This is a genomic window from Eubacterium sp. AM05-23, from assembly GCF_003477535.1.
Lineage (GTDB): Bacteria > Bacillota > Clostridia > Eubacteriales > Eubacteriaceae > Eubacterium > Eubacterium maltosivorans.
Map to the genome: position 1 here is coordinate 121774 of NZ_QUDF01000005.1, position 21954 is coordinate 143727.

The 21954-nt window shown below is 48.9% G+C and carries 21 protein-coding genes; 12 read left to right on the forward strand and 9 right to left on the reverse strand.

Going from position 1 to position 21954, the window contains the following annotated elements; genetic code table 11:
- Positions 1 to 217 precede the first annotated feature (217 nt).
- The 10 genes from DW091_RS08150 to DW091_RS08195 all read left to right on the forward strand — a co-directional run bounded on the left by DW091_RS08150 (position 218) and on the right by DW091_RS08195 (position 13687).
- Complete coding sequence (locus DW091_RS08150) at positions 218 to 1939, forward strand: ABC transporter ATP-binding protein (RefSeq protein ID WP_118517910.1); 1722 nt, start codon at positions 218 to 220, stop codon at positions 1937 to 1939.
- Positions 1926 to 3734 (forward strand): ABC transporter ATP-binding protein, encoded by a 1809-nt coding sequence (locus DW091_RS08155; protein WP_118517911.1) that lies wholly within the window; start codon positions 1926 to 1928, stop codon positions 3732 to 3734. Before DW091_RS08150 ends, DW091_RS08155 begins: the two co-directional genes overlap by 14 nt.
- Positions 3735 to 3842: 108 nt before the next feature.
- Positions 3843 to 4256 carry a DUF2871 domain-containing protein gene (locus tag DW091_RS08160; protein WP_058694637.1) on the forward strand — a complete coding sequence of 138 codons (414 nt, stop codon included), beginning with the start codon at positions 3843 to 3845 and terminating at the stop codon, positions 4254 to 4256.
- Positions 4257 to 4575: 319 nt separating this feature from the next.
- Complete coding sequence (locus DW091_RS08165; protein WP_118517912.1) at positions 4576 to 6555, forward strand: alkyl sulfatase dimerization domain-containing protein; 1980 nt, start codon at positions 4576 to 4578, stop codon at positions 6553 to 6555.
- Positions 6556 to 6674: 119 nt separating this feature from the next.
- Positions 6675 to 8540, forward strand: coding sequence for a TIGR03960 family B12-binding radical SAM protein (locus DW091_RS08170; protein WP_118517913.1), 1866 nt, complete (start codon positions 6675 to 6677; stop codon positions 8538 to 8540).
- Entirely contained in the window at positions 8521 to 9195 is a 675-nt protein-coding gene (locus tag DW091_RS08175; RefSeq protein WP_058694632.1) for a TIGR03936 family radical SAM-associated protein, read from the forward strand. The genes DW091_RS08170 and DW091_RS08175 overlap by 20 nt, the downstream gene beginning before the upstream one ends.
- A gap of 1020 nt (positions 9196 to 10215) precedes the next feature.
- Positions 10216 to 10776 (forward strand): hypothetical protein, encoded by a 561-nt coding sequence (locus DW091_RS08180; protein WP_118517914.1) that lies wholly within the window; start codon positions 10216 to 10218, stop codon positions 10774 to 10776.
- A gap of 929 nt (positions 10777 to 11705) precedes the next feature.
- Positions 11706 to 11954, forward strand: coding sequence for a TIGR03905 family TSCPD domain-containing protein (locus DW091_RS08185; RefSeq protein WP_058694630.1), 249 nt, complete (start codon positions 11706 to 11708; stop codon positions 11952 to 11954).
- 145 nt (positions 11955 to 12099) lie between these two features.
- The gene (locus DW091_RS08190; RefSeq protein WP_074616877.1) at positions 12100 to 12921 is read left to right on the forward strand and encodes a basic amino acid ABC transporter substrate-binding protein; all 822 of its coding nucleotides are present in this window, start codon (positions 12100 to 12102) and stop codon (positions 12919 to 12921) included.
- Between the two features lie 124 nt (positions 12922 to 13045).
- Positions 13046 to 13687, forward strand: a complete 642-nt coding sequence (locus DW091_RS08195) for a hypothetical protein (protein ID WP_074616876.1) — start codon at positions 13046 to 13048, stop codon at positions 13685 to 13687.
- Between the two features lie 58 nt (positions 13688 to 13745).
- Here the strand turns inward: DW091_RS08195 and DW091_RS08200 are convergent, their stop codons facing one another.
- The 8 genes from DW091_RS08200 to DW091_RS08235 form a co-directional block, all read right to left on the reverse strand.
- On the reverse strand, positions 13746 to 14711 hold the full coding sequence (locus tag DW091_RS08200; RefSeq protein ID WP_096919888.1) for a helix-turn-helix transcriptional regulator: 966 nt from the start codon (positions 14709 to 14711) through the stop codon (positions 13746 to 13748).
- A 97-nt stretch (positions 14712 to 14808) separates the two neighbouring features.
- The gene (locus DW091_RS08205) at positions 14809 to 15498 is read right to left on the reverse strand and encodes a YjjG family noncanonical pyrimidine nucleotidase (RefSeq protein WP_058694627.1); all 690 of its coding nucleotides are present in this window, start codon (positions 15496 to 15498) and stop codon (positions 14809 to 14811) included.
- Between the two features lie 2 nt (positions 15499 to 15500).
- The gene (locus tag DW091_RS08210; RefSeq protein WP_058694626.1) at positions 15501 to 16037 is read right to left on the reverse strand and encodes a DUF1648 domain-containing protein; all 537 of its coding nucleotides are present in this window, start codon (positions 16035 to 16037) and stop codon (positions 15501 to 15503) included.
- Positions 16038 to 16041: 4 nt separating this feature from the next.
- Positions 16042 to 16854 carry an MBL fold metallo-hydrolase gene (locus DW091_RS08215; RefSeq protein ID WP_118517915.1) on the reverse strand — a complete coding sequence of 271 codons (813 nt, stop codon included), beginning with the start codon at positions 16852 to 16854 and terminating at the stop codon, positions 16042 to 16044.
- 92 nt (positions 16855 to 16946) lie between these two features.
- Complete coding sequence (locus DW091_RS08220; RefSeq protein ID WP_118517916.1) at positions 16947 to 17606, reverse strand: hypothetical protein; 660 nt, start codon at positions 17604 to 17606, stop codon at positions 16947 to 16949.
- The gene (locus DW091_RS08225) at positions 17599 to 18630 is read right to left on the reverse strand and encodes a low specificity L-threonine aldolase (protein WP_118517917.1); all 1032 of its coding nucleotides are present in this window, start codon (positions 18628 to 18630) and stop codon (positions 17599 to 17601) included. Before DW091_RS08225 ends, DW091_RS08220 begins: the two co-directional genes overlap by 8 nt.
- Positions 18627 to 19109: a pyridoxamine 5'-phosphate oxidase family protein gene (locus DW091_RS08230; protein ID WP_058694622.1), complete on the reverse strand. Its 483-nt coding sequence runs from the start codon at positions 19107 to 19109 to the stop codon at positions 18627 to 18629. Before DW091_RS08230 ends, DW091_RS08225 begins: the two co-directional genes overlap by 4 nt.
- An 18-nt stretch (positions 19110 to 19127) precedes the next feature.
- Positions 19128 to 19613, reverse strand: coding sequence for a prolyl-tRNA synthetase associated domain-containing protein (locus DW091_RS08235; protein ID WP_058694621.1), 486 nt, complete (start codon positions 19611 to 19613; stop codon positions 19128 to 19130).
- A 102-nt stretch (positions 19614 to 19715) separates the two neighbouring features.
- Here DW091_RS08235 and DW091_RS08240 point away from each other — a divergent pair, with 102 nt between their 5' ends.
- Positions 19716 to 20087, forward strand: coding sequence for a metallopeptidase family protein (locus DW091_RS08240; protein ID WP_118517918.1), 372 nt, complete (start codon positions 19716 to 19718; stop codon positions 20085 to 20087).
- A 100-nt stretch (positions 20088 to 20187) separates the two neighbouring features.
- A complete protein-coding gene (locus DW091_RS08245; protein WP_118517919.1) occupies positions 20188 to 20865 on the forward strand; it encodes a hypothetical protein in 678 nt (225 codons plus the stop codon).
- Between the two features lie 44 nt (positions 20866 to 20909).
- Here DW091_RS08245 and DW091_RS08250 read toward each other — a convergent pair whose 3' ends face one another.
- A complete protein-coding gene (locus DW091_RS08250; RefSeq protein ID WP_118517920.1) occupies positions 20910 to 21794 on the reverse strand; it encodes a MerR family transcriptional regulator in 885 nt (294 codons plus the stop codon).
- Between the last annotated feature and the right edge of the window lie 160 nt (positions 21795 to 21954).

The window sequence follows — 21954 nt, forward strand, 5'->3', positions numbered from 1 at the left end:
ACAAACAAGCCAATTTTAACACAAAATTAATGCAAATTAAAGGAAATATATCGAATAAGATCTTTTGGAGCTCAAAAAAATTTTTCAATTAATAAAGCCGCGCCTGTTATAAACGTAAAAATGCCTTGAACAGCACAATAACGGATTTACTTTTATCCCCTTAACCGTTTTTTTATGCTACAATAGACCTATCCGAAAATAAAAGGCAGGGATTAACATGAAGCTGATCATAACCAAAATCAAAGAACATCTGTGGCTGTTTCTCACTGCCATTTTCTTTCTGACCATTGAGGCACTCTCGGACCTGCTACAGCCCACCCTCATGTCCCATATCGTGGACGACGGGGTAAAAAATCAGGAAGTGGGCACTGTGCTTTATTTTGGAGGCATTATGCTGATCGTTGCCTTTATAGGCGCGGCTGGCGCGGTAATCCGGAACAACCTTTCAGTCCGCACCTCCCAGCAGATCGGAAAAGAGCTTCGCTCAGAGCTGTACCGCAAAATTCAGTCTTTCTCCTTTGAAAACATCGACCGGCTTCACCCCGCGTCACTGATCACCCGCATCACCAATGATGTCACTCAGATTCAGAGCTTTGTCAACGGTACCATGCGCATTTTGGTCAAGGCGCCCATCACCTGTATCGGCGCCATCATCCTCATCATAACCCAGACGCCAGCGCAGATCCCAATGATTGTGATCATCCTTATTATCTCGGCGCTGCTCATCGCCGGGAACATGCGCTTTGGCTACCCGAGGTTTGTCCGGCTTCAGCGCAGGCTGGACCGCCTGAACAGCGTGAGCCGCGAGTTCCTGACCTCCATAAGAGTCGTCAAAGCTTTTGGGCGGGAGGACTATGAGACCGGACGGTTCGGCACTGCTGCCGAAGAGCTGGCCGCCTCCGGTATCTCGGCCACCCGGGTGACGGCAGTGTTTGGGCCGCTCATCAATCTGACTGTCAACATTGGTATCGTGGTGCTGCTGTGGCTGGGTGGAACCGGCGGGCACCAGGACGTGGGAAAGCTTATGGCCTCTGTCAATTACATGACTCAGGTGCTTTTTGCCCTGTCCATGGTTTCCAATATCCTCAACACAATGGTGAGGGCCACAGCCTCGGCCGAGCGTGTGCAGGAGGTTCTTTCCGAAAAGCCCGCCATGAGCGAACCAGAGAGCCCCGCGGCTGGAAAGCCCGACGGCAGCGTAGCCTTTGAGCATGTCTCTTTCTCATATAGCCACTCGCCAGAAAAGTCACTGGACAATGTATCTTTTAACCTGGAAAGCGGGCAGGTGCTGGGCGTCATCGGGGCCACGGGCTCCGGCAAATCCACTCTGGTCAGCCTGATCCCAAGGTTTTACGACGCTACAGACGGGCGGGTGCTGGTGGGGGGCCGGGATGTAAGGAGCCTGAAGACCTCGGAGCTTCGCGCGGCTATCGGTATGGTTCCCCAAAAATCACTGCTCTTCTCTGGCACCATCCGGGATAACCTGAAGTGGGGAGATCCAGACGCCGACGATAAGGCTCTCGCCGCCGCGGCCCACGCAGCCTGTGCCGATGCGTTTATAAACGGCTTCTCCGGAGGCTACGACACGGTTCTGGGGCAGGGCGGGGTAAACCTGTCCGGCGGGCAGAAGCAGCGGCTCTCCATTGCAAGAGCGCTGATCCGCCATCCCGCAATACTGGTGATGGACGACAGTACCAGCGCCCTTGACGCCACCACCGAGGCAGCGGTTATGAGCCGTATCCGGGAATACGCCAGAGGAACCACGGTGATCCTCATCAGCCAGCGGATCGCCTCGGTCATGCGGGCAGATAAAATTCTCTGCATGGATGAAGGGCGCGTCTCCGGGCTTGGCAGCCACGAAACGCTCATGGCTGAAAGTCCGGTTTACCGTGAAATCTATAAATCCCAGATAGGAGATGATGAACATGCCCGCCGCTAACCCAGCAGGACTGCCCCCAGTCCGGCGCTCACCCGGCAAACACAGGATGGCTGAGGCGGTCAGGCCCAAAAACATGAGAGGCACGCTGTCCCGTCTCTGGCACCTGACCAGGGGCCACCGGCAGGGGCTGTGGCTTGTTTTTGCCCTGTCAGGGCTGGCTTCGCTGTCTGCCATGCTCACCCCTCTGCTGATCGGAAAGATCATCGACAGCATCAACAACGGCCAACTGTCCGCCGTACTCCTCGCATTTTTGCTTCTGGCCTATATCGGCGACTGGGCTGTCCGTTTTGGCCAGAACTACATCATGGCCTCGGTGTCCCAGCGCATGATCTGCTATATCCGCAAGGCGCTGTTTGACGTGATGAAGGATCTGCCGCTGGCCTTTTTTGACCGGAGCCCCCACGGCGATCTCATGAGCCGCCTGACCAATGATATCGACAATATCAGCTCCACCATCTCCGATTCGCTGGCGCAGCTTATGATGCTGGTCTTTACCTTTGTGGGGGTCCTTGGCATTATGCTCGCTCTCAATGTATGGCTGACCTTGGCCGCGCTGGCGGTGGTGCCCCTGGTCTTTTTACTGACCCGCACCGTCACCCGTGTCACCCGCAAGCTGTTTAAAAAGCAGCAGGCAGCGCTTGGCCGCCTGGATGGAGAAATTGAGGAGACCAGTTCAGGGCTCACCCTCGTCAAGGCCTACGGCAGAGAGGAGGCTGTCATCGCAGAATTTGAGAAAAACAACGACGCGCTCTGCGATGTGGGCACCAAAGCCCAGGTCTGGTCTGGCTATCTCATGCCGCTCATGAACGTGATCAAAAACCTCAGCTTTATATCCGTCTCCATTGTCAGCGGCGTCATGGCTGCCCAGGGCATGGTAAGCATTGGGACTATCTCGAGCTTTCTGCTGTACTCAAGGCAGTTTACGCGTCCGCTTAATGAAATTGCCAATATTTACAATGTCTTTCAGACCGCCGTGGCCGGCGCTGAGCGTATTTTTGAAATTTTTGACGAAATCCCAGAGCCGCCTGACATTCCGGACGCGCTGCCCATTGTCAATCCAAGAGGCGATGTGGCCTTTGAACACGTGTCCTTCGGCTATGAACCCGATATCCCCATTCTCAAGGATGTAAGCTTTGAGGCCAGCGCCGGAACCCGCATGGCAGTTGTCGGCGCGACTGGAGCCGGAAAAACCACCATTATCAGCCTTCTGACGCGGTTTTATGACGTGACAGAGGGGCAGATTCTTCTGGATGGCCACGACCTCAGGGATTACCGCCTGGCAGACCTGAGACGCTGTTTTGGCGTGGTACTTCAGGATACAGCCCTGTTTCATATGAGTATTCTTGAAAACATCCGGTATGGGCGGGAGGACGCTGAGGACAGCGCGGTGGTCGAGGCTGCCAGAGCTGCAGGGGCCCACGGTTTTATCAGCCGGCTGCCGGAGGGGTATCAGACGCTCATTACCGACAGCGGGGGAAGCCTGAGCCAGGGTGAGCGCCAGCTCATCACCATTGCCCGCGCGATTCTGGCCGATGCGCCCATCCTCATCCTCGATGAGGCTACCAGCTCCGTCGATACACGGACCGAAAGCCGGATACAAAAGGCCATGCTGCGGCTTACCGAAGGCCGGACCTCCTTTATCATCGCCCACCGACTGTCCACGATCCGGGACGCCGACCAGATACTCCTGTTGGAAAATGGCCGTGTCGCCGAAATAGGCAGCCATTGTGAGCTCATGTCTCTGGGCGGTATTTACAGCCGCATGTATAAAACCCAGCTTGGAATCGAGGACTAGAGAGCACAGCGCAATTTTGCGCTGTGCTCTCTCTGTAAACTTGACAAAAGACTTCATATGCACTATGATTGATAATGAACACTGTTCATATTAAAGGAGAATAAGCAAATGAAAAAAATGATCAACACAGCCTTTACCTATGCGCTGCTCGCTATGGCAGGCGGTGTGTTTTACAGAGAATTCACAAAGTTCAACCACTTTACCGGCCAGACAAACCTGGGCTTTGTCCATACGCATCTCTTTATACTGGGCATGATCGGGTTTCTGGTTGTGGCCTTGTTTGTCAAGAACCTGCCCGATGTCCTGGCCGACAGAAAATTCAAAGTATTTTATATCCTGTATAACTTCGGTCTCTGTATTACGGCCGTCACACTGGCATGGCGCGGTATTATTCAGGTGCTGTCGGTTCCGGTCAGCAGCGGCCTGAACGCCTCCATTTCCGGTATCGCCGGCATTGGCCACATCTTACTCGGTATCGGGATTGTATTATTCTTCCTGATAATCAGGAAAAAAGCTGACTAAAAAAGACAGCCGCGCAAACGTGCGGCTGTCTTTTCTGTATTAAGCAAGAAACCGGGACGTTTTTACACCGGTCTCCTGCTTTAATCGATAAGCCCAAGCTCCCGGGCTTTCAGTACGGCGTCCATCGCGTTGTTGACGCCCAGTTTTTTATAAGCGATCGACGTATGGCTCTTGGACATGCTGTAGGCGGCCAGAATAATGTCATTGACAAAAAACCGTTCAGCCCGTCATCATTTTTGCGGGAATTTACTTTATACGGAAAAAAAGTTCGACAACCGATAAAAAAGCAGATAAAATATAGAAAAAAGGAGGCTTCAAAATGAAAAAGTCACAATTGCTTTTATCCATGGGCCTTGCGGCCGCGTTGTTTGCGCTGTCGTCCTGTGCTGGCGGAAGGTCAGGCGTCAATCTTGACGCCACCGTCAAGGAGGCAGGCAAAGCCACCGCCGATAAAAATGAGACGGTCTGTACTGCGCTGGATTTCTCCGACGAGCAGGAGAAAACCTTTGCGGAAAAAGGACTTATCGCCGCACCCGAGACACTGGAACTCAAGGACGAAAATGGCAAGGTGGTCTGGAGTCAGAAGGCTTATGCCTTTGTCGAGAACGCAGAGGCGCCGGATACGGTCAACCCGAGCCTGTGGCGAAATACCCAGCTCAATCATTTGTACGGCCTGTTCGAGGTAACGGACGGCATTTATCAGGTTCGGGGCTACGATATGACCAATATCACCTTTATCCGCGGCAACACCGGATGGATTGTCTTTGACCCGCTCATGAGCACAGAGTGCTCCGCTGCCGCCATGCAGCTGGTCAATGAAAGCCTGGGCGAAAGGCCAGTAACTGCGGTGGTTATGAGCCACCCCCATGTGGACCATTATGGCGGCATCAAGGGGATCATCAGCGAGGAGGAGGTCATCTCCCGGGCCATTCCCATCATTGTGCCCGAGGGTTTTGAGGAACACGCAGTCAGCGAAAATGTCTACGCGGGAAACGCCATGGGACGACGCGCGGGCTACCAGTACGGCACTTTTCTGGATAAAAGCGCCACGGGTTCCCTTTCCATCGGCATCGGAATGGGGCAGTCCACTGGGACAGTCTCCTATATTTCTCCAAATGATACCATTAAACAGACCGGTGAAACCCGGACCATTGACGGCGTGACCATGGAATTCCAGCTGACGCCGGGTACAGAGGCCCCTGTTGAGATGAACACCTGGTTCGCAGATAAAAAAGCGCTCTGGATCGCTGAAAACTGCACAGGAACCCTGCATAACCTCTATACGCTGCGCGGGGCGCAGATACGCGACGGCAATGCCTGGGCCGAATACATCATGGAAGCCCTGACCCGTTACGGAAAAGACGCCGAGGTCGTTTTTCAGTCTCATAACTGGCCGCACTGGGGCAATGACGTTATCAGCAGCTATCTGAAAAATACAGCGGCCATGTATAAATTCATCAATGACCAGACCCTCATGTACATTAATCAGGGCTACACCTCCGACGAGATTTCCAACATGATCACCCTGCCGGAAAGCCTGGAAAAGAACTGGTACACACGCCAGTATTATGGCACAGTTGCCCACAACGCCAAGGCTGTTTATCAGAAATATATGGGCTGGTATGACGCCAACCCGGTAAATCTGAACCCGCTCACGCCAAGCGACAGCGCCAAAAAATATGTGGAATATATGGGCGACACCAACGAAGTGCTGAAAAAAGCCAAAGCCGATTTTGACAGAGGCGAGTACCAGTGGGTAGCCGAAATTACCAACGTACTGGTCTTTGCCGACCCGGATAACAAAGACGCGCGCTTCCTGTGCGCCGACGCCCTTGAACAGCTCGGCTACCAGGCAGAATCCGGCACCTGGCGCAACGCCTACCTGTCCGGCGCCAGAGAACTGAGAGAGGGAACCACGACAGACGCGGCTTTCAAGGCCAACAGCAGCGCCGACCTTAAAAAATCCATGACACCGGAAATGATGATGGACTACATGGGAATTTTAACAGATTCCAACGCGGCGCAGAATCTCAACCTGAAAATCAATCTGAACTTTACCGACACCGACCCTTATCTGCTGTGTGTGGATTCTGGCGTGCTCCTCTACCAGAAAGGCGTTCAGGCAGATGACGCCGACGCGACGCTGACTCTGCCCAGAGTTGCCATGTTCGCGATTTTAAACAAGGACGAAGACCAGCAGAAAAATGCTATTAAAATCGAGGGAGACCAGGATATCCTCAAAAAGCTGACGGAGCACATGGTGACCTTTGAGTATTTTTTCAATATTGTCGAACCATAAACCGAGCCAGGAGCACGGCACATTTTTGCGCCGTGCTCTTTTTCAGAATCCCTTTTGACTTTTGTGCCTGGTTATTGTAAGATAGGAAGGCTAACGAAATAAAATACAAAGAGGATACAATGCAATACGATAAAGAGTTGATCAATAAAAAGGTGCTGCCCCTGGTCACAAAGCCCATCACCTACCAGGGCAATGAGGTGGGAGCAGTGCATAAGGACCTGAAGGATACCACGATCCGGTACGCCTTTGCTTTCCCCGACACCTATGAGGTGGGCATGTCCCACCTGGGCATGAAAATACTGTACAGCCTGCTCAACGACGAAGAGGATATCTGGTGTGAGCGGGTCTTTGCGCCCTGGGTGGATATGGAAGAGCAGATGCGCAGCCGGGAAATCCCGCTTTACGCGCTGGAATCCATGGACCCCATTTCAGAATTTGACTTTGTGGGCTTTACCCTCCAGTATGAGATGAGTTACACCAACCTCATCAATATGCTGGAGCTGGGCGGCATCCCTCTGCTTTCAGAGGACCGCGGCGAAGAGACGCCCTTCATTATGGCGGGGGGCCCCTGCGCCTACAATCCCGAACCACTGGCCGATTTTGTGGATATTTTTGTCATCGGCGAGGCTGAGGAGTCCATTCTGGAGCTTATGGACGCATACCGGAGCTTTAAAGCAGAGGGCGGCACAAGGGAAGACTACCTGAAAAAAGCCGCGGCCATCGAGGGCGTCTATGTTCCGGCTTTTTACGAGGCGGCTTATCATGAGGACGGCACCCTAAAGGCTTTTACCCCCACTATCGGGGAAGCGCCCGTCAAGGTCCGCAAGCGTTTTATAAAAGACCTTGATAACGCCTATTATCCCGAAGCATATGTCGTGCCCTACACCGAAACCGTCCATGACCGGGTGAGCTATGAGATTTTCAGAGGCTGCGGCCGGGGCTGCCGTTTCTGCCAGGCGGGAATGATCTACCGTCCGATCCGCGAGAAAAGCCTGAATACCATCGAGGAGGGCATCAAGGCGCTTCTCAGATCAACCGGTTACGAGGAGATCTCTCTGGCTTCTTTGAGCTCCGGCGACTATTCAAAAATCGAGACACTTATCGAGGATCTGGTTTTTGACTACGAGGACCAGTGCATCGGCGTATCGCTGCCGTCACTGCGCATTGACTCCCTGAGCATTGATATGCTGGAGCAGATTCAGAAAATCCGGAAAACCGGCATCACCCTCGCGCCGGAGGCCGGCACCCAGCGCATGCGTGACGTCATCAATAAAGGGGTGACCGAGGAGAACCTTCTAAGCACTGTGCGCACCGCCTTTGAACGCGGCTGGGGCCATATCAAGCTTTATTTTATGATCGGTCTGCCCACCGAAACCGAGACCGACATTGCCGGCATCGCCGATCTGGGGCAAAAGGTTCTGGATGAATACTATGCCGTGCCGAGAGAAAGCCGCAATAAAGCGGTAAAAATTGTGCTGAGCACCTCCTGTTTTGTGCCCAAGCCTTTTACACCCTTCCAGTGGTTTGGACAAAATACCGGCGGTCAGTTCATCGAAAAACAGAAGCTGTTAAAATCTCTGATCAAAGACCGCAAAATCTCCTACAACTGGCATGAGGGCTCTCTGAGCTATCTGGAAGCCGTGTTCGCCAGAGGTGACCGCCGTTTGGGCAGAGTACTGCTCAAGGCCCACGAGGCCGGCTGTAAATTTGACGGCTGGCAGGAGCATTACGATCATCAGAAATGGCTTTCTGTTTTTGAGGAGGCCGGCGTCGATCCGGATTTCTATGCCCTGCGGAGCCGCAGCTTTGACGAGCTGCTGCCCTGGGATTTCATTGATATCGGCGTGACAAAGGAATTCCTGCAAAAAGAATGGGAAAAATCAACAAAAGAGGCTCTGACGCCTTATTGCCGCGAGGGCTGCAGCAGCTGCGGCGTCATGCAATTCAGTAAAGGATGGAAATGCCATGAGCACTATACGGTTTAAATTTACCCGCGGCGAGGAGCTGCGTTTTATCTCACATTTAGATCAGCAGCGCCTGTTTCAGCGGGCATTTCGCCGGGCAGGGCTGAATATTGCCCATTCAAACGGCTTTAACCCGCATCCCAAACTGTCCTTTGCACTGGCCATGTCTGTGGGGCTCATGAGCGACAGTGAGTACGGCGATGTGGTGCTGACCCGCGACATCGACCTGACTGAGTTTACCAAAAGGCTGAACGCCTCTCTGCCAGAAGGGCTGAAGGTGGTAGAGGCCAGAAGAATCCCCCAGGGGAAAGCCTCTCTGAGCGCGTCTCTTACAGACAGCCGTTACCGGATCGAGGTCGCGCTGGAACCCAGGATAGACGCAGCGTCCCTGAACGAGGCATTAAGCGTCTACCAGTCTCTGGATGAGGTGATTCTTGAAAAAAGAAATAAGAAGGGAAAGCTGGTGCCTAAAAATATCCGTCCCTTTATTCAGGATATCCGGGTTCTTTCCGTACAGGATGGGACTGCCGTACTGGCGCTCAGGCTCAAATACATTGAGCAACAGAGTGTCAAGCCCGAGCTGGTTCTGCAGACAGTCAACCAGGCCGTAAAGCCCTGTTTTATCATAGACCCGACCATTGTTATGATCCGAGAAGAGCTGAACCTTAAATCCTGACAGCGCTTACGAAAACACTTAAGAAACGCAATGCACTGCGGAGCCCTTTAAAACAGAGGGTTCCGCAGTAGTTCAACACTTTAATGTGTACGTTTACAAAATTGTTACGCTTTGTTTACGAAAAAACCGTTTACAGAGATTGAAATCGTGGTATAATATAGACAAATCAAAGATCAAAGAAACATCAGTAATCTTTGAAAGGTCTTTAACAAGTGAATAGAAGCTCAGCTTTGGTAATGAAAATCAATAAGGTGATTATTGAAGATAGGCTGTATCAACACCTAGAAAAAGTAAACCCCAAAAGATTTTTATTAGAAGTATGAAAAAAAGGAAAACCAAAAATATCCAGAATAAGATGTTGATGCAATAAGTCAATAATCGTAGTAAGATGTTAATGGTCGAATGGAATTTCAGAATTTAATAAACCCAAGGATAACAACAATCTAATGGTATCACTTGCTGGCTTGAAAAGTACATAAGTAGAAAATCAGATAGGGGCATAGCCTAAAGCTGGAGGAGTACACGACTTATAGCATATAGAGACTTAAGCGTCGAAGAATCCATGGAGTAGGTGATATTACATAAACGTGTTCCATATCAAAAAGGATTTTGAACGTGTAACCCAGTAAAGGACTGTAAGGATCACAAGTTGAGGAACTATTCAAAAAGATATAAAGATACTGAATGAAGCATTTGATATTTGGTTTAAAGATTCGAAAGGAGTGAGTCCAAAAGACATGCTAACTGAATCTGAACGCTAAGACCGGTTTTACAGAAACACCGAAACGAAGTAAAACTGGTCTTAGTCATTTTTTGAAGCCGAACCTGTTTTCCATGAGAAGCTGGCGGGGCTTTTTTTATTTTCATTTTTTTTAGAAAATATTTAAAATAATTTAAAAAAGTACTTGACAAATCTATATGTAACAAATATAATTACAGTATAAACAGTAACAAAAAAAGTTACGGATAAATCAGTAAGACTATTACCGTAAAATTTAAAAAGTTGAAGGAGTAAGAGAAATGAGATCACAGGAAGAAAAATTGTATGCAAACCCGTTATTGGACGAAAACGCAGTGGACAAGGCGCCTGGCGCAGGCTACCATAATCCGCTTCAGGAATCCAGAGAATCCAGAAATGAGGAAGCCATTCTCGCGAGCTGCAAGTGCAAGAAGAACGACCCAAACGCCCCAGCTCCAGAAGCCCCAGCTGACAAAAAAGCCGAAGACGAAGTAAAGGCTGAAATGTACGCCAATCCGTTATTGGACGAAAACGCAGTGGACAAGGCGCCTGGCGCAGGCTACCATAACCCGCTTCAGGAATCCAGAGAATCCAGAAATGAGGAAGCCATTCTCGCAAGCTGCAAGTGCAAGAAGAACGACCCAAACGCCCCAGCTCCGGAAGCCCCAGCTGACAAAAAAGCCGAAGACGAGGTAAAGGCTGAAATGTACGCCAATCCGTTATTGGATGAAAATGCAGTGGACAAGGCACCTGGCGCAGGCTACCATAACCCACTTCAGGAATCCAGAGAATCCAGAAATGAGGAAGCTATCCTCGCAAGCTGCAAGTGCAAGAAAAACTAATCCGAATGATCGAAAACGCCCAAGACTATTTTTGCAAATAGCTTTGGGCGTTTTCGATTTTTTTGAAGGTTTGGACACTTTAGGATTTTTTAATAACTTTCGTCTGTACTAAGTTTGTCACGGATCGTCTGACAAGGGTGATCTGAAATATGGTCTTTACACAGGTTCACAGGATTTCGTATAAATTAAACATTTCTTAAATTTTACAAATTAGTTACAAGAAAAACCTTTACATTTCCATGTAATCGTATTATAATATAGACAAATCAAAGATCAAGATCAACAGAAGTTGAAAATGACAGATTTGGAAGGTCATTGAAAAGTAAATAAGTCCCAACGACCAAGGATTAAACTATAAAGAGCAACAGTGGCTTACTCGGAAACAATAATTTATTATAAAACAGTAAGGCACGTTAATCATATATTTTGATCATAATTATTTAACACAAATTATCGTTAATGTTTCGGTTGAGTGAAGAATTGAAACAGATAATCGAAAGTAATTTAGTAGGTAACCTTAAAGAGTGTGAAGACAAATCTGAAGGACAATGAGTATTACATTTATAGCGTATCGAGACTTAAATGTGAAAGTTGTTGAGTAAGGCGTCTCACAAAGATAAATAATAAAAGATAGACACAGGACACACTGAAAAATACGAGTAGAATATTACAATTGAATAGGGAATAAGGTTGGGATGGTGTTTACTTAACAACAGAAGAAGATTTTGAGATTTGAAAATCAATTGAAGGGAGTGAGTCCGAAAGACATGCTAACCGAGATTGAACGCTAGAGCCGATTTGCCAGAAGTAAAAAAGCAGATCGGTTCTAGTTATTTTTTGCACTCTCTTTTGGACTTAAGCGCTTGTCAAAAAAAATAATTTATGGTAAGGTTATCTCTGGAATTTTTTATATAAAAAAGGAGATTATCATGCGATACGAATATACAACACAGGGCGTTTGCTCCCGTTCCATCAGCTTTGATGTAGAGGACGGCATCATAAAGAATCTTGAGTTTATGGGCGGCTGCAACGGCAACGCCAAAGGAATTTCAGCGCTGGTCGAAGGGCAGAGGGTGGAGGATGTTATTCCAAAACTCAGCGGCATCACCTGCGGCTATAAAACCACATCCTGCCCGGATCAGCTGTCCAAGGCTTTAAAGGCGCTGGCGCAGGCATAAATATCCGGTAAATACAAATATTGTATACAATCGTATAATCAATGCACTTTTATTCATTTGAATCCGCCAACTGCTTAAATGCTTGAATTATTATACATAATGCTGTATAATAAGACTTGAGTTTAAAATCATTAGGAGGAGAGAAATGAAAATGAAGAAAAAACTAGTCGGCGTTTCTGTTGCGCTGATGCTCGTAGCTTCCCTGACTCTGGCTGGCTGCGGCGGTAAAACAGCAGAAGATCCGCTGGCAGACGGTGTACTGAAAATCGGTACCAACGCAACCTATGTTCCCTTTGAATACCGGGATGAAAACAATGAAATGGTTGGTTTTGATATTGATATGGGTAACGCCATCGCAGAAGAGCTTGGCGTTAAAGCAGAATGGGTCGATACCGGATTCGACGGTATTTTCAATGGCTTGACCTCAAACCAGTATGAAATGATTATCGCAGGGACCAGTATTACAGAAGAACGTCAGAAAACTTTTAACATGTCTTCACCTTATACCGCCAATGGGATTGTCATTGTATCCAGAAATGACGGTACACCGGCAAAAACCGCTGATGATTTAAAAGGCAAAAAAGTAGGCGTTCAGATTGAAACCACCTCTGATTACGCCGCAGAAAAAATGATCGAAAGCGGCACAGACATGAACCTCAGCAAATTTGATGCGATGCTGGATGCTTTCACAGCACTGGAAGGAAAGACCATCGACTATATCTTAACAGATAAACCGGTCGGACAGTTCTATACCAGCAAAAAACCAGATGTTTACAGCATTACTTCTGAAACCCTGTCCAATGAGCCAATCGGTATCACCATGCGTAAGAATGACACTGAATTTGCCCAGAAAATTGAAGAAACTCTTCAGAAGCTGAGAGATAACGGTAAATTAGCTGAGCTGTCTCAGAAATGGTTCGGCGAAGATATCACTCAAAACATCAACACAGAATTGAAAGATTATTAAAAAAGGGCCTTCGGGCTCTTTTTTTATAACAATTTCTAAAGAATTCTGAAGAAATCTGAAATTTTAAGTTTTTTCAGGAAAATTCTGGTAGAATAGAGAAAAATGATAAGGAGGAGTAAATAATATGAAAGCAAAAAGAATTTTAACCCTTGCCATCGCGGCGTTTATGGTTTTCTCGCTGACAGCCTGCGTAAAGAAGAACAATACCACCCAGCCAAACGATGCAGCCGGTATGGAGGTAACCGCAGACCCATCGACACCGGAAGGGACTGTAAAAATCGTATTTGACGCTTTTAAGGATAAGGATGCGAAAACCCTCAATGAAAATGTCAAGATAAGCCTTGGCAGCGAATTTGGGGCGCTGAGCGGCTTGACTTCAAATGATAATCAGCTGCTCACCGATGCGCAGGACCCTGAATCTCAGGCGCTTCTTACCAATCTGACCGAGGACTTTTCTTATAAGATCCTCGACAGTCAGACGAAAGGGGATGAAGCAACCGTTAAGGTACAGGTCACCAACAGGGACCTCTCCCAGATAATCAACAAACTGATCGGCGAGGAGCCTTCTGAAGACCGGTTTCTAAACCTGGTAAAGGAAGCCAAGGGAAAAACGACGACCACTGAGCTCGAACTCCCGGTCGTAAAGGAAAACGGCAAATGGATGGTCAACCTTGATACGAACGCAGTCAACGCTGTTTTCGGCAATATTATGAGCGCAGATATCATGAACGCCATCAAGGACAGCTTAAAAAACCAGCAGAACTAAAGTGAAACAAACGCCGGTGCCCTGTTTATGGGGTACCGGCGTTTTTATATCTGCCCGTTTACCGCCGTACGGGCCGGACATATTTACAAAACTGCTCAGGATTAAAATATAAATAGATAATTCTTCCCGGGGAAGTGTCAAAGCAGTAGCCAGTATCTGTAAAATCAAAATCTGCCATTGCTTTTTCAATCTTTTCCTCTACTGTGCGGTTTTCCTGCTCATAATTAAAAGGGCCATGCTCAAAAACAAGATACTCTGCCTCAGGGACATCCATCATGAGCATTTGGGCTGGAACCTCGCCTTGATAGTCAATGGGAAGCCGTACACCGTAGCATTCCGTGCGGGGAAACCCCCAATCGCAGAGTCTTCCTTCCGGATCATTGATGTATGCCATAATCTGGCCGTTACCGCTGTTCGTTTCGCTCCCGCCGTCATCATCCAGTTTGCCTTTGATACTGTCGAGGAGGCCGCAGACTGTTTCGCAGTCCTGCCCTGGGATAAGGCTCTGCTTCTGCCAGAAATCCCAATAGCCGTTGCTCTCATAGTTCTTAATATGCAAAAATTTATGTGCGGGGATGGTTACAAAATAGATTTTAATATCTTCTGTGGATTTTATCATGCCAATCTCTCCAAATCCTAAAAAGTAGCGGTCAAAAGGATTTATTTTTGTACGGAGAACAACGGGCTTAGGATTTTTCCGGTATTCACTTGGCGTCACGCCATAGGTTTTCTTAAAAGCCCTGGTAAATGCCTCATGGGATGAAAAGCCATAATCGAAAGCAATATCCAAAAGGCTTTTCTCACTGTCACGAACCTCCTTAAGCGCAAAGGCCAGCTTTCTATGCCTCAGATAATCCCTGAAAGGCATACCGGATATTTCTTTAAACTTCCGCGTTGTATAAAACTCGGAGTAACCCAGCTTGTGAGAAAGAAAGCGCAGTGTCAGTGCTTCATCATTATAGTTTTTTATGCATTTGTCAATTTCGTCAACGATTGTCTGAATATGCTTTAGCCATTCGTACATCTACCTGTCCACCTCGTTTCGACTGCTCTTTCTTTATTATAAAGAAAGAGCGCAGCTTCCGCTTGATTTTACTTGCGGTCATTTTTAAAATCCGGTTTTAGCCTTCCAGCAGAGCCGGGAGCTCTTCCAGGGTATGTATTTCATAATCAGCACAAATATCAAGGGGATTGCGCTCTCTGCCAGGGTTGTACCAGCAGGTATCAATGCCGGCGTTTATGCCGCCCTGGATATCAGAGGTCAGGGAGTCCCCGATGACCAGCGCCTCACCGGGGTTGTAGCCTGGAATACGGGCGGCGATATAGTCGAAAAAGTCTTTCTGGGGCTTTTGTGCGCCGGCGTCCTCGGAGACAAAGACATCGTCCATGAGCCTGTCAAGCCCCGATGCCGAAAGACGGCTGTACTGGGTGCTCGAGACACCGTTTGTGACAATATAAAGCCTGAAATCCGGCTTTAAAGCCCTGCAGAGCTCATAGGCGCCGTCAATGAGAAAAGCGCCCCGCCCCAGGGCTGGCTGATAATCGGACTCAAAGGCCATTCCGTCAATATCCAGCCCAAGCTCAAGAAACAAAAGCCGGAAACGGCTGGTGACCAGTGTATCCTTGTCGATCAGCCCATGCTCAAAATCTTTCCAGAGGCCGTGGTTGATATCCGCGTAAAGGTCCAGAATCTCTTTTGTCGGATGAACGCCGTATTTTCTGAAAGTCTGATCCAATGCCTGGGCTTCTGTCTTTTTAAAATCCATCAGAGTGCCGTCAGCGTCAAAAAGAAGCGTTGTATATTTTTTCATGTTCAGCGTGAATGTCCTTTCATAATCTGCCGCAGCCGGAAATAATAAAAAAGGATGGACGCGGCAAACAAAACTGTGAAGCCAATGATACTATAAAGTGTCACTCTGTGCTGTACCAGAACACCGCCCGAATAAATCATGGACAGAAAGATCGTGTTAAACAGATTGACAAAGAGCAGATCCGAGATGAGGATAATGGTACGTGTCAGCAGGCGTATGCGCTCCAGGGCTGACTTTTTATAGATATTCATATCATCCTGGATATACTTTGTGGCGTTTGTATTTGCCACCGCCGCTGGAAAAAAACTGATGATGGTGATGATCACAAACAGGATGCTCTCAATCATCATCATGGGTACCAGCGTAAAGGCTTTCTTACTGTAGCGGACCACCTCGCCCCCGGCATTGTATTTTGAAACCAGCCGTTCCGGAATCTGGTTCCAGCATACAACCAGATAAATGATGAAACCGAAAAAGCAGATCAGCGTAAGGGCCAGCAGAATTTTCTGGCTGACAGTCCAGCGAACCTTGTCGTCCATGGCCTTACCACTCCAGGGTCAGTCCGACACCAACCTCCCGCTTAAGGGGGACCGCCTGATGGATGGCCGCTCTTACCCGGAAGGAGGTGCAGTGGCAGGGAAGCAGGCTTTCGATATGGTTGTCTTTAAAATACTGGATCGTCCGGTCGACCTGTTCTCCCAACTTAAACAAATGAAAGCCGCCGATGATACCAAGTACCCGGCTGTCGCCTGTAACACTCTTGGCGTGCTCCACAATATTGCAGATCCCGGAGTGTGAGCAGCCTGTCACAATGTATATCCCCTCAGGCGTGGTATAGACCAGCGCGGAATCATCAAACAGGAAATCGGATGCATCCCCGCGGCCCCCTCCGCTGGTGGTGCCGATGGCTTTTCGCGGTTCAAAGTCCGTAAGCTGTGGGATTTCACCTAAAAAAGTAAAATTTGGGCTGACCTTATAGGGGGCTTTTGTCAAAATCAGCTGGCTGTTTTCAATCAGTGTCATCTCTGACAGGGTTATTCCGATATTCTCACCGTCAAACTGTTTTTCTGACAATGCCCCGGGATGGGCGATGATCTTAAGCCCAGGGTTGTGAAAGTGTTCAAAATAGGCCGGAAGCCCCCCGGTATGGTCGTTATGGCCGTGGGAGAGGACAATCATGTCAAGATTGGACAGATCAATGCCGAGACGCCTGGCGTTTTCGATGTAAATATCCGAATAACCCGTATCCAGAAGAAAGCGCGAGTCCTCATCCTCAATATAGTAGCACAGCCCTGGCTCTCCAAGGTAATAGTGATCAATGCTGGTGTGATTGTCAACAAGTACGGTCAGTTTCATATAAAAGACTCCTTTCAGGATTCATTTAATCTTATTATAAAGAAAAGGCATTGACTTAGCAATGCCCTTAGCTTAGAATACAGGAATTTAGGTTAAAAGATATCGTCCTCAGTATGATGCGAAAAGAAATCATTGCTGCGCTCAAAGATATCCACCTGTCTTGCGGAGCTTACGCGTTTAGCGGTTGCGCGCGGCCTGCGGTAATCTTTTGTTCTGTCCTGTCTGGAATAACGGGTGAACGGAACCGCTGTGCCGCGCCCTTCTCTGACAGAGCGCACCAGCAGAACCAGCGCGATAATCCCCATGACCATACTGACTGTAACGGCAAGGCCTAAAAAGTAATTGGTGAAATCCCCGATGGCGATGCTGCCAAAGCCCTTCCCGTAATTGAATAGAAATGGAGAATTGACCGCCACAAAGGCCGGAGAAGCGCTGGAGAAATCTAGGGCGGCGGCTTTAAAAAAGGCGGGCAGATTTAAAACAACACCCAGCAGCACAAACAGACAGGCGATATACAGGACCTGGCCCGGAACGGCTGAGCCGCTTGTCTTTTTCAGTGATAAAAAGGACAGAACCAGGGTGATGACCGCAAAGGCCGCGTACAGGGCAAAGCTCACAAGAGCAAAAACCTGAAAGCCTGTAAAATCAATGGACAACGCGGTATCCACCACCAGGGTGGAAAGGCGGATCACAAGTGCGGCAACACCAGTGGCCAGAAGGAATACCCTGAATACCAGCTGCTGTTTATTCATGGCACAGCCTGTTTAAATCCTCTATAAACGCGTCCACCATGGCGTCGGTCATGGCCCAGGAGGTTACAAACCGCACGGCTGTATGTCCCTCGTCAATGACTTCCTGATCTCTGAAAGCAGTTTTTTCCCTCAGCGCGGTGATCAGCTCGTTGGGCAGAATCGGGAAGATCTGGTTGCTGGGGGAGTCCACCAGGAAGGGAAAGCCCTTATCCTCAAAGGCGGACTTCAGCCGGGCTGCCAGTGCGTTGGCGTGTGCGCCAAGCTCCAGATAAAGATTATCTTTAAAGAGCTCCCCGAACTGGATGCCGAGAATACGTCCTTTGGCAAAAAGTCCGCCGCGCTGCTTCAGCGTAAAATTAAAATCCTCTGCCAGCGCCGGATTGACAAGTACCAGTGCCTCACCGAACAGAGCGCCGCATTTTGTGCCTCCGATATAAAACGCATCGCAGAGCTCTGGAAAATCTGTGAAGGACAGATCATTGCCCGGCGCTGTGAGGGCGGATGCAAGGCGCGCGCCATCCATATAAAGGTACAGGCTGTTCCTGTCGCACACCCTCCGGATGGCAGACAGCTCAGCCTTTGTATAAATCGTACCGATCTCTGTGGAATCTGACAGATAGACCATTTTGGGCGCGACCATATGATGATCGGTATGGGCATCTACCGCGGCCTGGATCAGCTGCGGGGTCAGCTTGCCGTCCTCTGCTGGCATGGCGATAATCTTATGGCCGGTTGCCTCGATGGCCCCGGTCTCATGGGTGCAGATATGGCCGGTTTCAGCTGCGATCACAGCCTGCCACGGTTTTAACGCGTGGGCAATAAAAGTCATGTTGGTCTGAGTACCGCCAGATAGAAAATAAATATCACAGGCCGGGCAGTCAATCGCTTTTCTGATTAACGCGCGCGCATTGTCACAATAAGGATCTTCCTCATAGCCCTCGGTCTGCTCAAAATTGGTACGGGCCAGGGCCTCCATAATTCTCGGATGTGCCCCTTCGCAATAGTCACTGCTAAAAAGATTCATACGCGCTCCTTTCGATTGGCCTTGCCGGTAAATTCACGAACCGTCAGTCGTAAAACGGTGGTGTGGTTCAAAACTTTCTCATCAAAGTCCCAGTCGTCACGCCCGCTGTAGTGGCGCATCAAATGGCTTAGGGCAGTCTTTTTAGCCGCAGGGTCCGTCAGCCTTTCCAGAAGCCCCCATCCCACAACGCTCATAAACTGAGTGGAATAGTGGCAGGCTTTTGGCCCAGTCACCAGCTTCTGTCCGCAGTCCACCTCAAACCCGGCGCGGTTATCAGCGTCCATGAGCTCAAGCTTTTGTCCCTCGCCGGCGCAGTGAAAATAGAAGGTTAGACTGCCTTCCTCCAGGGTATAACCATAACTGAGCGGAACGATATAGGGAGCGCCGCCGGTATTCAGGGCCAGGCGGCAGGTGTCAGCCGTTTCCAGGGTCTGGCGCATGAGCTGTTCGTCTTTAATTTCTCGGTTTGCTTTACGCATGATGTCTCCACCTCTTTTTTATATATTCAGCAATACAATGCTGTTGCCGTTGCTCTCAATGCATTTAACAAGATCCTCATAGCTGAGGACAACTGTAGCCGTGTTGTCGCAGGGATGCACGCCAAGGTTTGGGCAGCCCGCAAGATCCTTATCCAGAACAACCTCCACATTGGCTTCGGGGTTGCCGAATACACCCAGCGGAGTGACAGCCCCCTTGGTCAGCTGAAGGTGCTTCATCAGCCGGTCCTCCGAGGCAAAGCTGAGTTTGGAACAGCCCAGCTGCCCGCGGATTCCTGCCAGATCCGCTTTTTTATCCTTGTCGAGCACTACGAGAAAATGGCGCTTTCCCTTGGCGTCGCGCAGGAAAAGGTTCTTAACCACATTACATTTAAAGGTAATGTCAAGATTATCCATCTCGTCGATGGTGTAAACAGCGGGATGGTCTATTTTTTCATAGGCGATGCCCAGGGCATCCAGCTTATTTAAGGTTTCTTCACAATTCATTTGATGGTCTCCTTATGTCATGGTATGATAGTCTTACTATACCATACTAAAGAACCGCCGTAAAGAATACAAAATTGCATGAGAGAAGGGAGTTCGGTAAAAATGATGGATATTGACCAGTTTGAGACTGTACTGGACGCCATTGCCAATACGCTGCCGCCGGCTTTTTACGAAGAGCTCAACGGCGGCATTCTGCTTCTTCCGGAAGCCAAACGCCACCCCAAAGCCAGAGGGGACGACCTCTATATCATGGGGGAGTATCACCGCGATTCGTCCATGGGGCGTTATATCGTCATTTATTACGGCTCCTTTGAGCGGGTATACGGCTATCTGAGCGACGAGGCGTTAAAGAACCAGATGGAAAAAACACTCCGGCACGAATTCCAGCATCATATGGAATCCCGGGCCGGCATGCGTGATCTGGAAATTGCGGACCGTATGCAGATGGACGACTATGATAACCGGAAGAAATGAGCAGGGCGCAAAAATGTGCCGTGCTCATTTTTCAGTTGCAAGGACTTTGAAAAGATGCTATGATGAAAAAAAGAAAATCTTTCGAAAGTGAGGATCAGAAATGAAAAGGTTCATAGCAACAGCGCTCATCCTGGCCGCCTGCCTTTGCTTTTCAGGCTGCGTCAATATTTACACCGATGGCGGAAAAGGAAAAAATCAGGGGGAAACGCCAACCCCCGCTCCGACAGCTCAGCCCACTGCCGCCGCCTCAGAAACAGATACCGGCTCAGCAAAGGCCTATGAGGATTACGGTACGCTCCGGGCCGCCTCTGGCGGAGAAAATATCCCGAGAACACAGGATTATCAGATCAGCGCCTCCTCAGCCAAAGCGCCAATGGCCGGAATTTCCTACGGCGCTGAAAACTTAAAGGATAACAGCCTGGATACAGCCTGGGTGGAAGGCGCTTCCGGCTCTGGCGTGGGCGAGCGGCTTCTCATCACACCTGCCCACAGTATGGAAATGAAGGGCTTCCTCATTCGAAACGGATACTGCAAGAGTGACAAGGCCTTTGCCGAAAACGGAAGGGTCCGTCTTTTGAAGGTGCACCTGTATGACGGTTCGCCTCTCTGCACTTTGCAGCTCGAAAATGACCGCGGCGCACAGTATTTCATGCTGCCCGAGGTGGTAACTGTCCAGGGCGGCGATACCCTGAGCTTTACCATTGAGGATACCTACTCCGGCCCTGAGGACGGCGAATACGATACGGCCCTGTCCGAAATTGTATTTCTTGGCTTTTAAAAATAATGAGCACGGCGCAAAAATGTGCCGTGCTCGTTTTATATTTAGCCGCTGTACAGGTCTTTGGCTTCCGGAATTTTTTCCATAAACAATTCATTCGCTTTTTTCAGCTGTGCGAGATAAGTCTGATACTCAGGGCTGAGTATCTCCATATTGCGAATAAAATTTTTCAGGTAGCCGCTTTTATTTTGAAAATCAAGAAGACTGCGTTCAAGACACCCTGCCAAACTGTTTTTAAAGGCGTCGGTTTTTTTATATTCGAAATAAGCGGCAATGGCTTCGCCGTTTTGAGCCATATAGGCATCGATGTCCTGACAGGCTGTGTCTAACGCCTGGCTTGTTTCTGTCGCCATCAATTCGGGATCCATGACACTGGTTATTTCCTCAAGACAGACTGAAAGCTCAGGATCCAGGTAAAGCTCGACGCTGTCCAGATATTCAATCACTGCACGATAGGCGGATTCCTTTTCTTTTGTATCAATTCTTCCGTTGAGAAATTTTCCAAAATGCAGTGCGATAAACAGGCCATAATTCCCTGGAAAAGAGAACAAAAGCTGCTCTTTGACTGTATACCACTGGTTTTCAGAGGCTTGCAGAATCTGAAACGCTTTCTCGATATCATCGTTCGCAATAAGCTTCATGGCTGACATCCACTGAATTTTAAGGTGGTCCTGCTTTAAATCTGCCAGATATTGGTATTTCTTAAGGGCAGCCTGTTTATCGGTGCTTTCTAAGATTCCTTTGATCTCCCGGACATTCAGGTCAAGCCGTCTGAGTAAAGAGATTTCTTTGAGCGTCCGAATATCCTCCATGCTGTAATCCCGATAGCCATTTTCGAGCTTTCGGGGTGAAATCAACCCTTTATCCTCATAATATTGGATTGATTTTTTAGTCAGATGGCAGTTTCTGCACGCCTCCTTGATTTGCATGTGTATTCCTCCTGTTTTGTGAATGGGTCTTTTCTTTATTGTAAGGCAGCCCCCTGGGGCACAGTCAAGGAAAATATCATACAGACGCCACAAAACCTTTGTCCATGCTGCGGGAATGTTGTCGGCTGTACCGGCGCATCCGAAATTTCCTGAAGCGGCA

What these genes read in the sequence shown, in the direction of transcription:
- DW091_RS08225 (WP_118517917.1), bottom strand. Translation starts at nt 18,630, where the DNA reads ATGAATCTTTTTAGCAGTGACTATTGCGAAGGGGCACATCCGAGAATT.
- DW091_RS08155 (WP_118517911.1), top strand. Translation starts at nt 1,926, where the DNA reads ATGCCCGCCGCTAACCCAGCAGGACTGCCCCCAGTCCGGCGCTCACCC.
- DW091_RS08245 (WP_118517919.1), top strand. Translation starts at nt 20,188, where the DNA reads ATGAAAAGGTTCATAGCAACAGCGCTCATCCTGGCCGCCTGCCTTTGC.
- DW091_RS08185 (WP_058694630.1), top strand. Translation starts at nt 11,706, where the DNA reads ATGCGATACGAATATACAACACAGGGCGTTTGCTCCCGTTCCATCAGC.
- DW091_RS08150 (WP_118517910.1), top strand. Translation starts at nt 218, where the DNA reads ATGAAGCTGATCATAACCAAAATCAAAGAACATCTGTGGCTGTTTCTC.
- DW091_RS08250 (WP_118517920.1), bottom strand. Translation starts at nt 21,794, where the DNA reads ATGCAAATCAAGGAGGCGTGCAGAAACTGCCATCTGACTAAAAAATCA.
- DW091_RS08165 (WP_118517912.1), top strand. Translation starts at nt 4,576, where the DNA reads ATGAAAAAGTCACAATTGCTTTTATCCATGGGCCTTGCGGCCGCGTTG.
- DW091_RS08195 (WP_074616876.1), top strand. Translation starts at nt 13,046, where the DNA reads ATGAAAGCAAAAAGAATTTTAACCCTTGCCATCGCGGCGTTTATGGTT.
- DW091_RS08170 (WP_118517913.1), top strand. Translation starts at nt 6,675, where the DNA reads ATGCAATACGATAAAGAGTTGATCAATAAAAAGGTGCTGCCCCTGGTC.
- DW091_RS08180 (WP_118517914.1), top strand. Translation starts at nt 10,216, where the DNA reads ATGAGATCACAGGAAGAAAAATTGTATGCAAACCCGTTATTGGACGAA.
- DW091_RS08210 (WP_058694626.1), bottom strand. Translation starts at nt 16,037, where the DNA reads ATGGACGACAAGGTTCGCTGGACTGTCAGCCAGAAAATTCTGCTGGCC.
- DW091_RS08220 (WP_118517916.1), bottom strand. Translation starts at nt 17,606, where the DNA reads ATGAATAAACAGCAGCTGGTATTCAGGGTATTCCTTCTGGCCACTGGT.
- DW091_RS08215 (WP_118517915.1), bottom strand. Translation starts at nt 16,854, where the DNA reads ATGAAACTGACCGTACTTGTTGACAATCACACCAGCATTGATCACTAT.
- DW091_RS08230 (WP_058694622.1), bottom strand. Translation starts at nt 19,109, where the DNA reads ATGCGTAAAGCAAACCGAGAAATTAAAGACGAACAGCTCATGCGCCAG.
- DW091_RS08240 (WP_118517918.1), top strand. Translation starts at nt 19,716, where the DNA reads ATGATGGATATTGACCAGTTTGAGACTGTACTGGACGCCATTGCCAAT.
- DW091_RS08205 (WP_058694627.1), bottom strand. Translation starts at nt 15,498, where the DNA reads ATGAAAAAATATACAACGCTTCTTTTTGACGCTGACGGCACTCTGATG.
- DW091_RS08235 (WP_058694621.1), bottom strand. Translation starts at nt 19,613, where the DNA reads ATGAATTGTGAAGAAACCTTAAATAAGCTGGATGCCCTGGGCATCGCC.
- DW091_RS08190 (WP_074616877.1), top strand. Translation starts at nt 12,100, where the DNA reads ATGAAAATGAAGAAAAAACTAGTCGGCGTTTCTGTTGCGCTGATGCTC.
- DW091_RS08175 (WP_058694632.1), top strand. Translation starts at nt 8,521, where the DNA reads ATGAGCACTATACGGTTTAAATTTACCCGCGGCGAGGAGCTGCGTTTT.
- DW091_RS08160 (WP_058694637.1), top strand. Translation starts at nt 3,843, where the DNA reads ATGAAAAAAATGATCAACACAGCCTTTACCTATGCGCTGCTCGCTATG.
- DW091_RS08200 (WP_096919888.1), bottom strand. Translation starts at nt 14,711, where the DNA reads ATGTACGAATGGCTAAAGCATATTCAGACAATCGTTGACGAAATTGAC.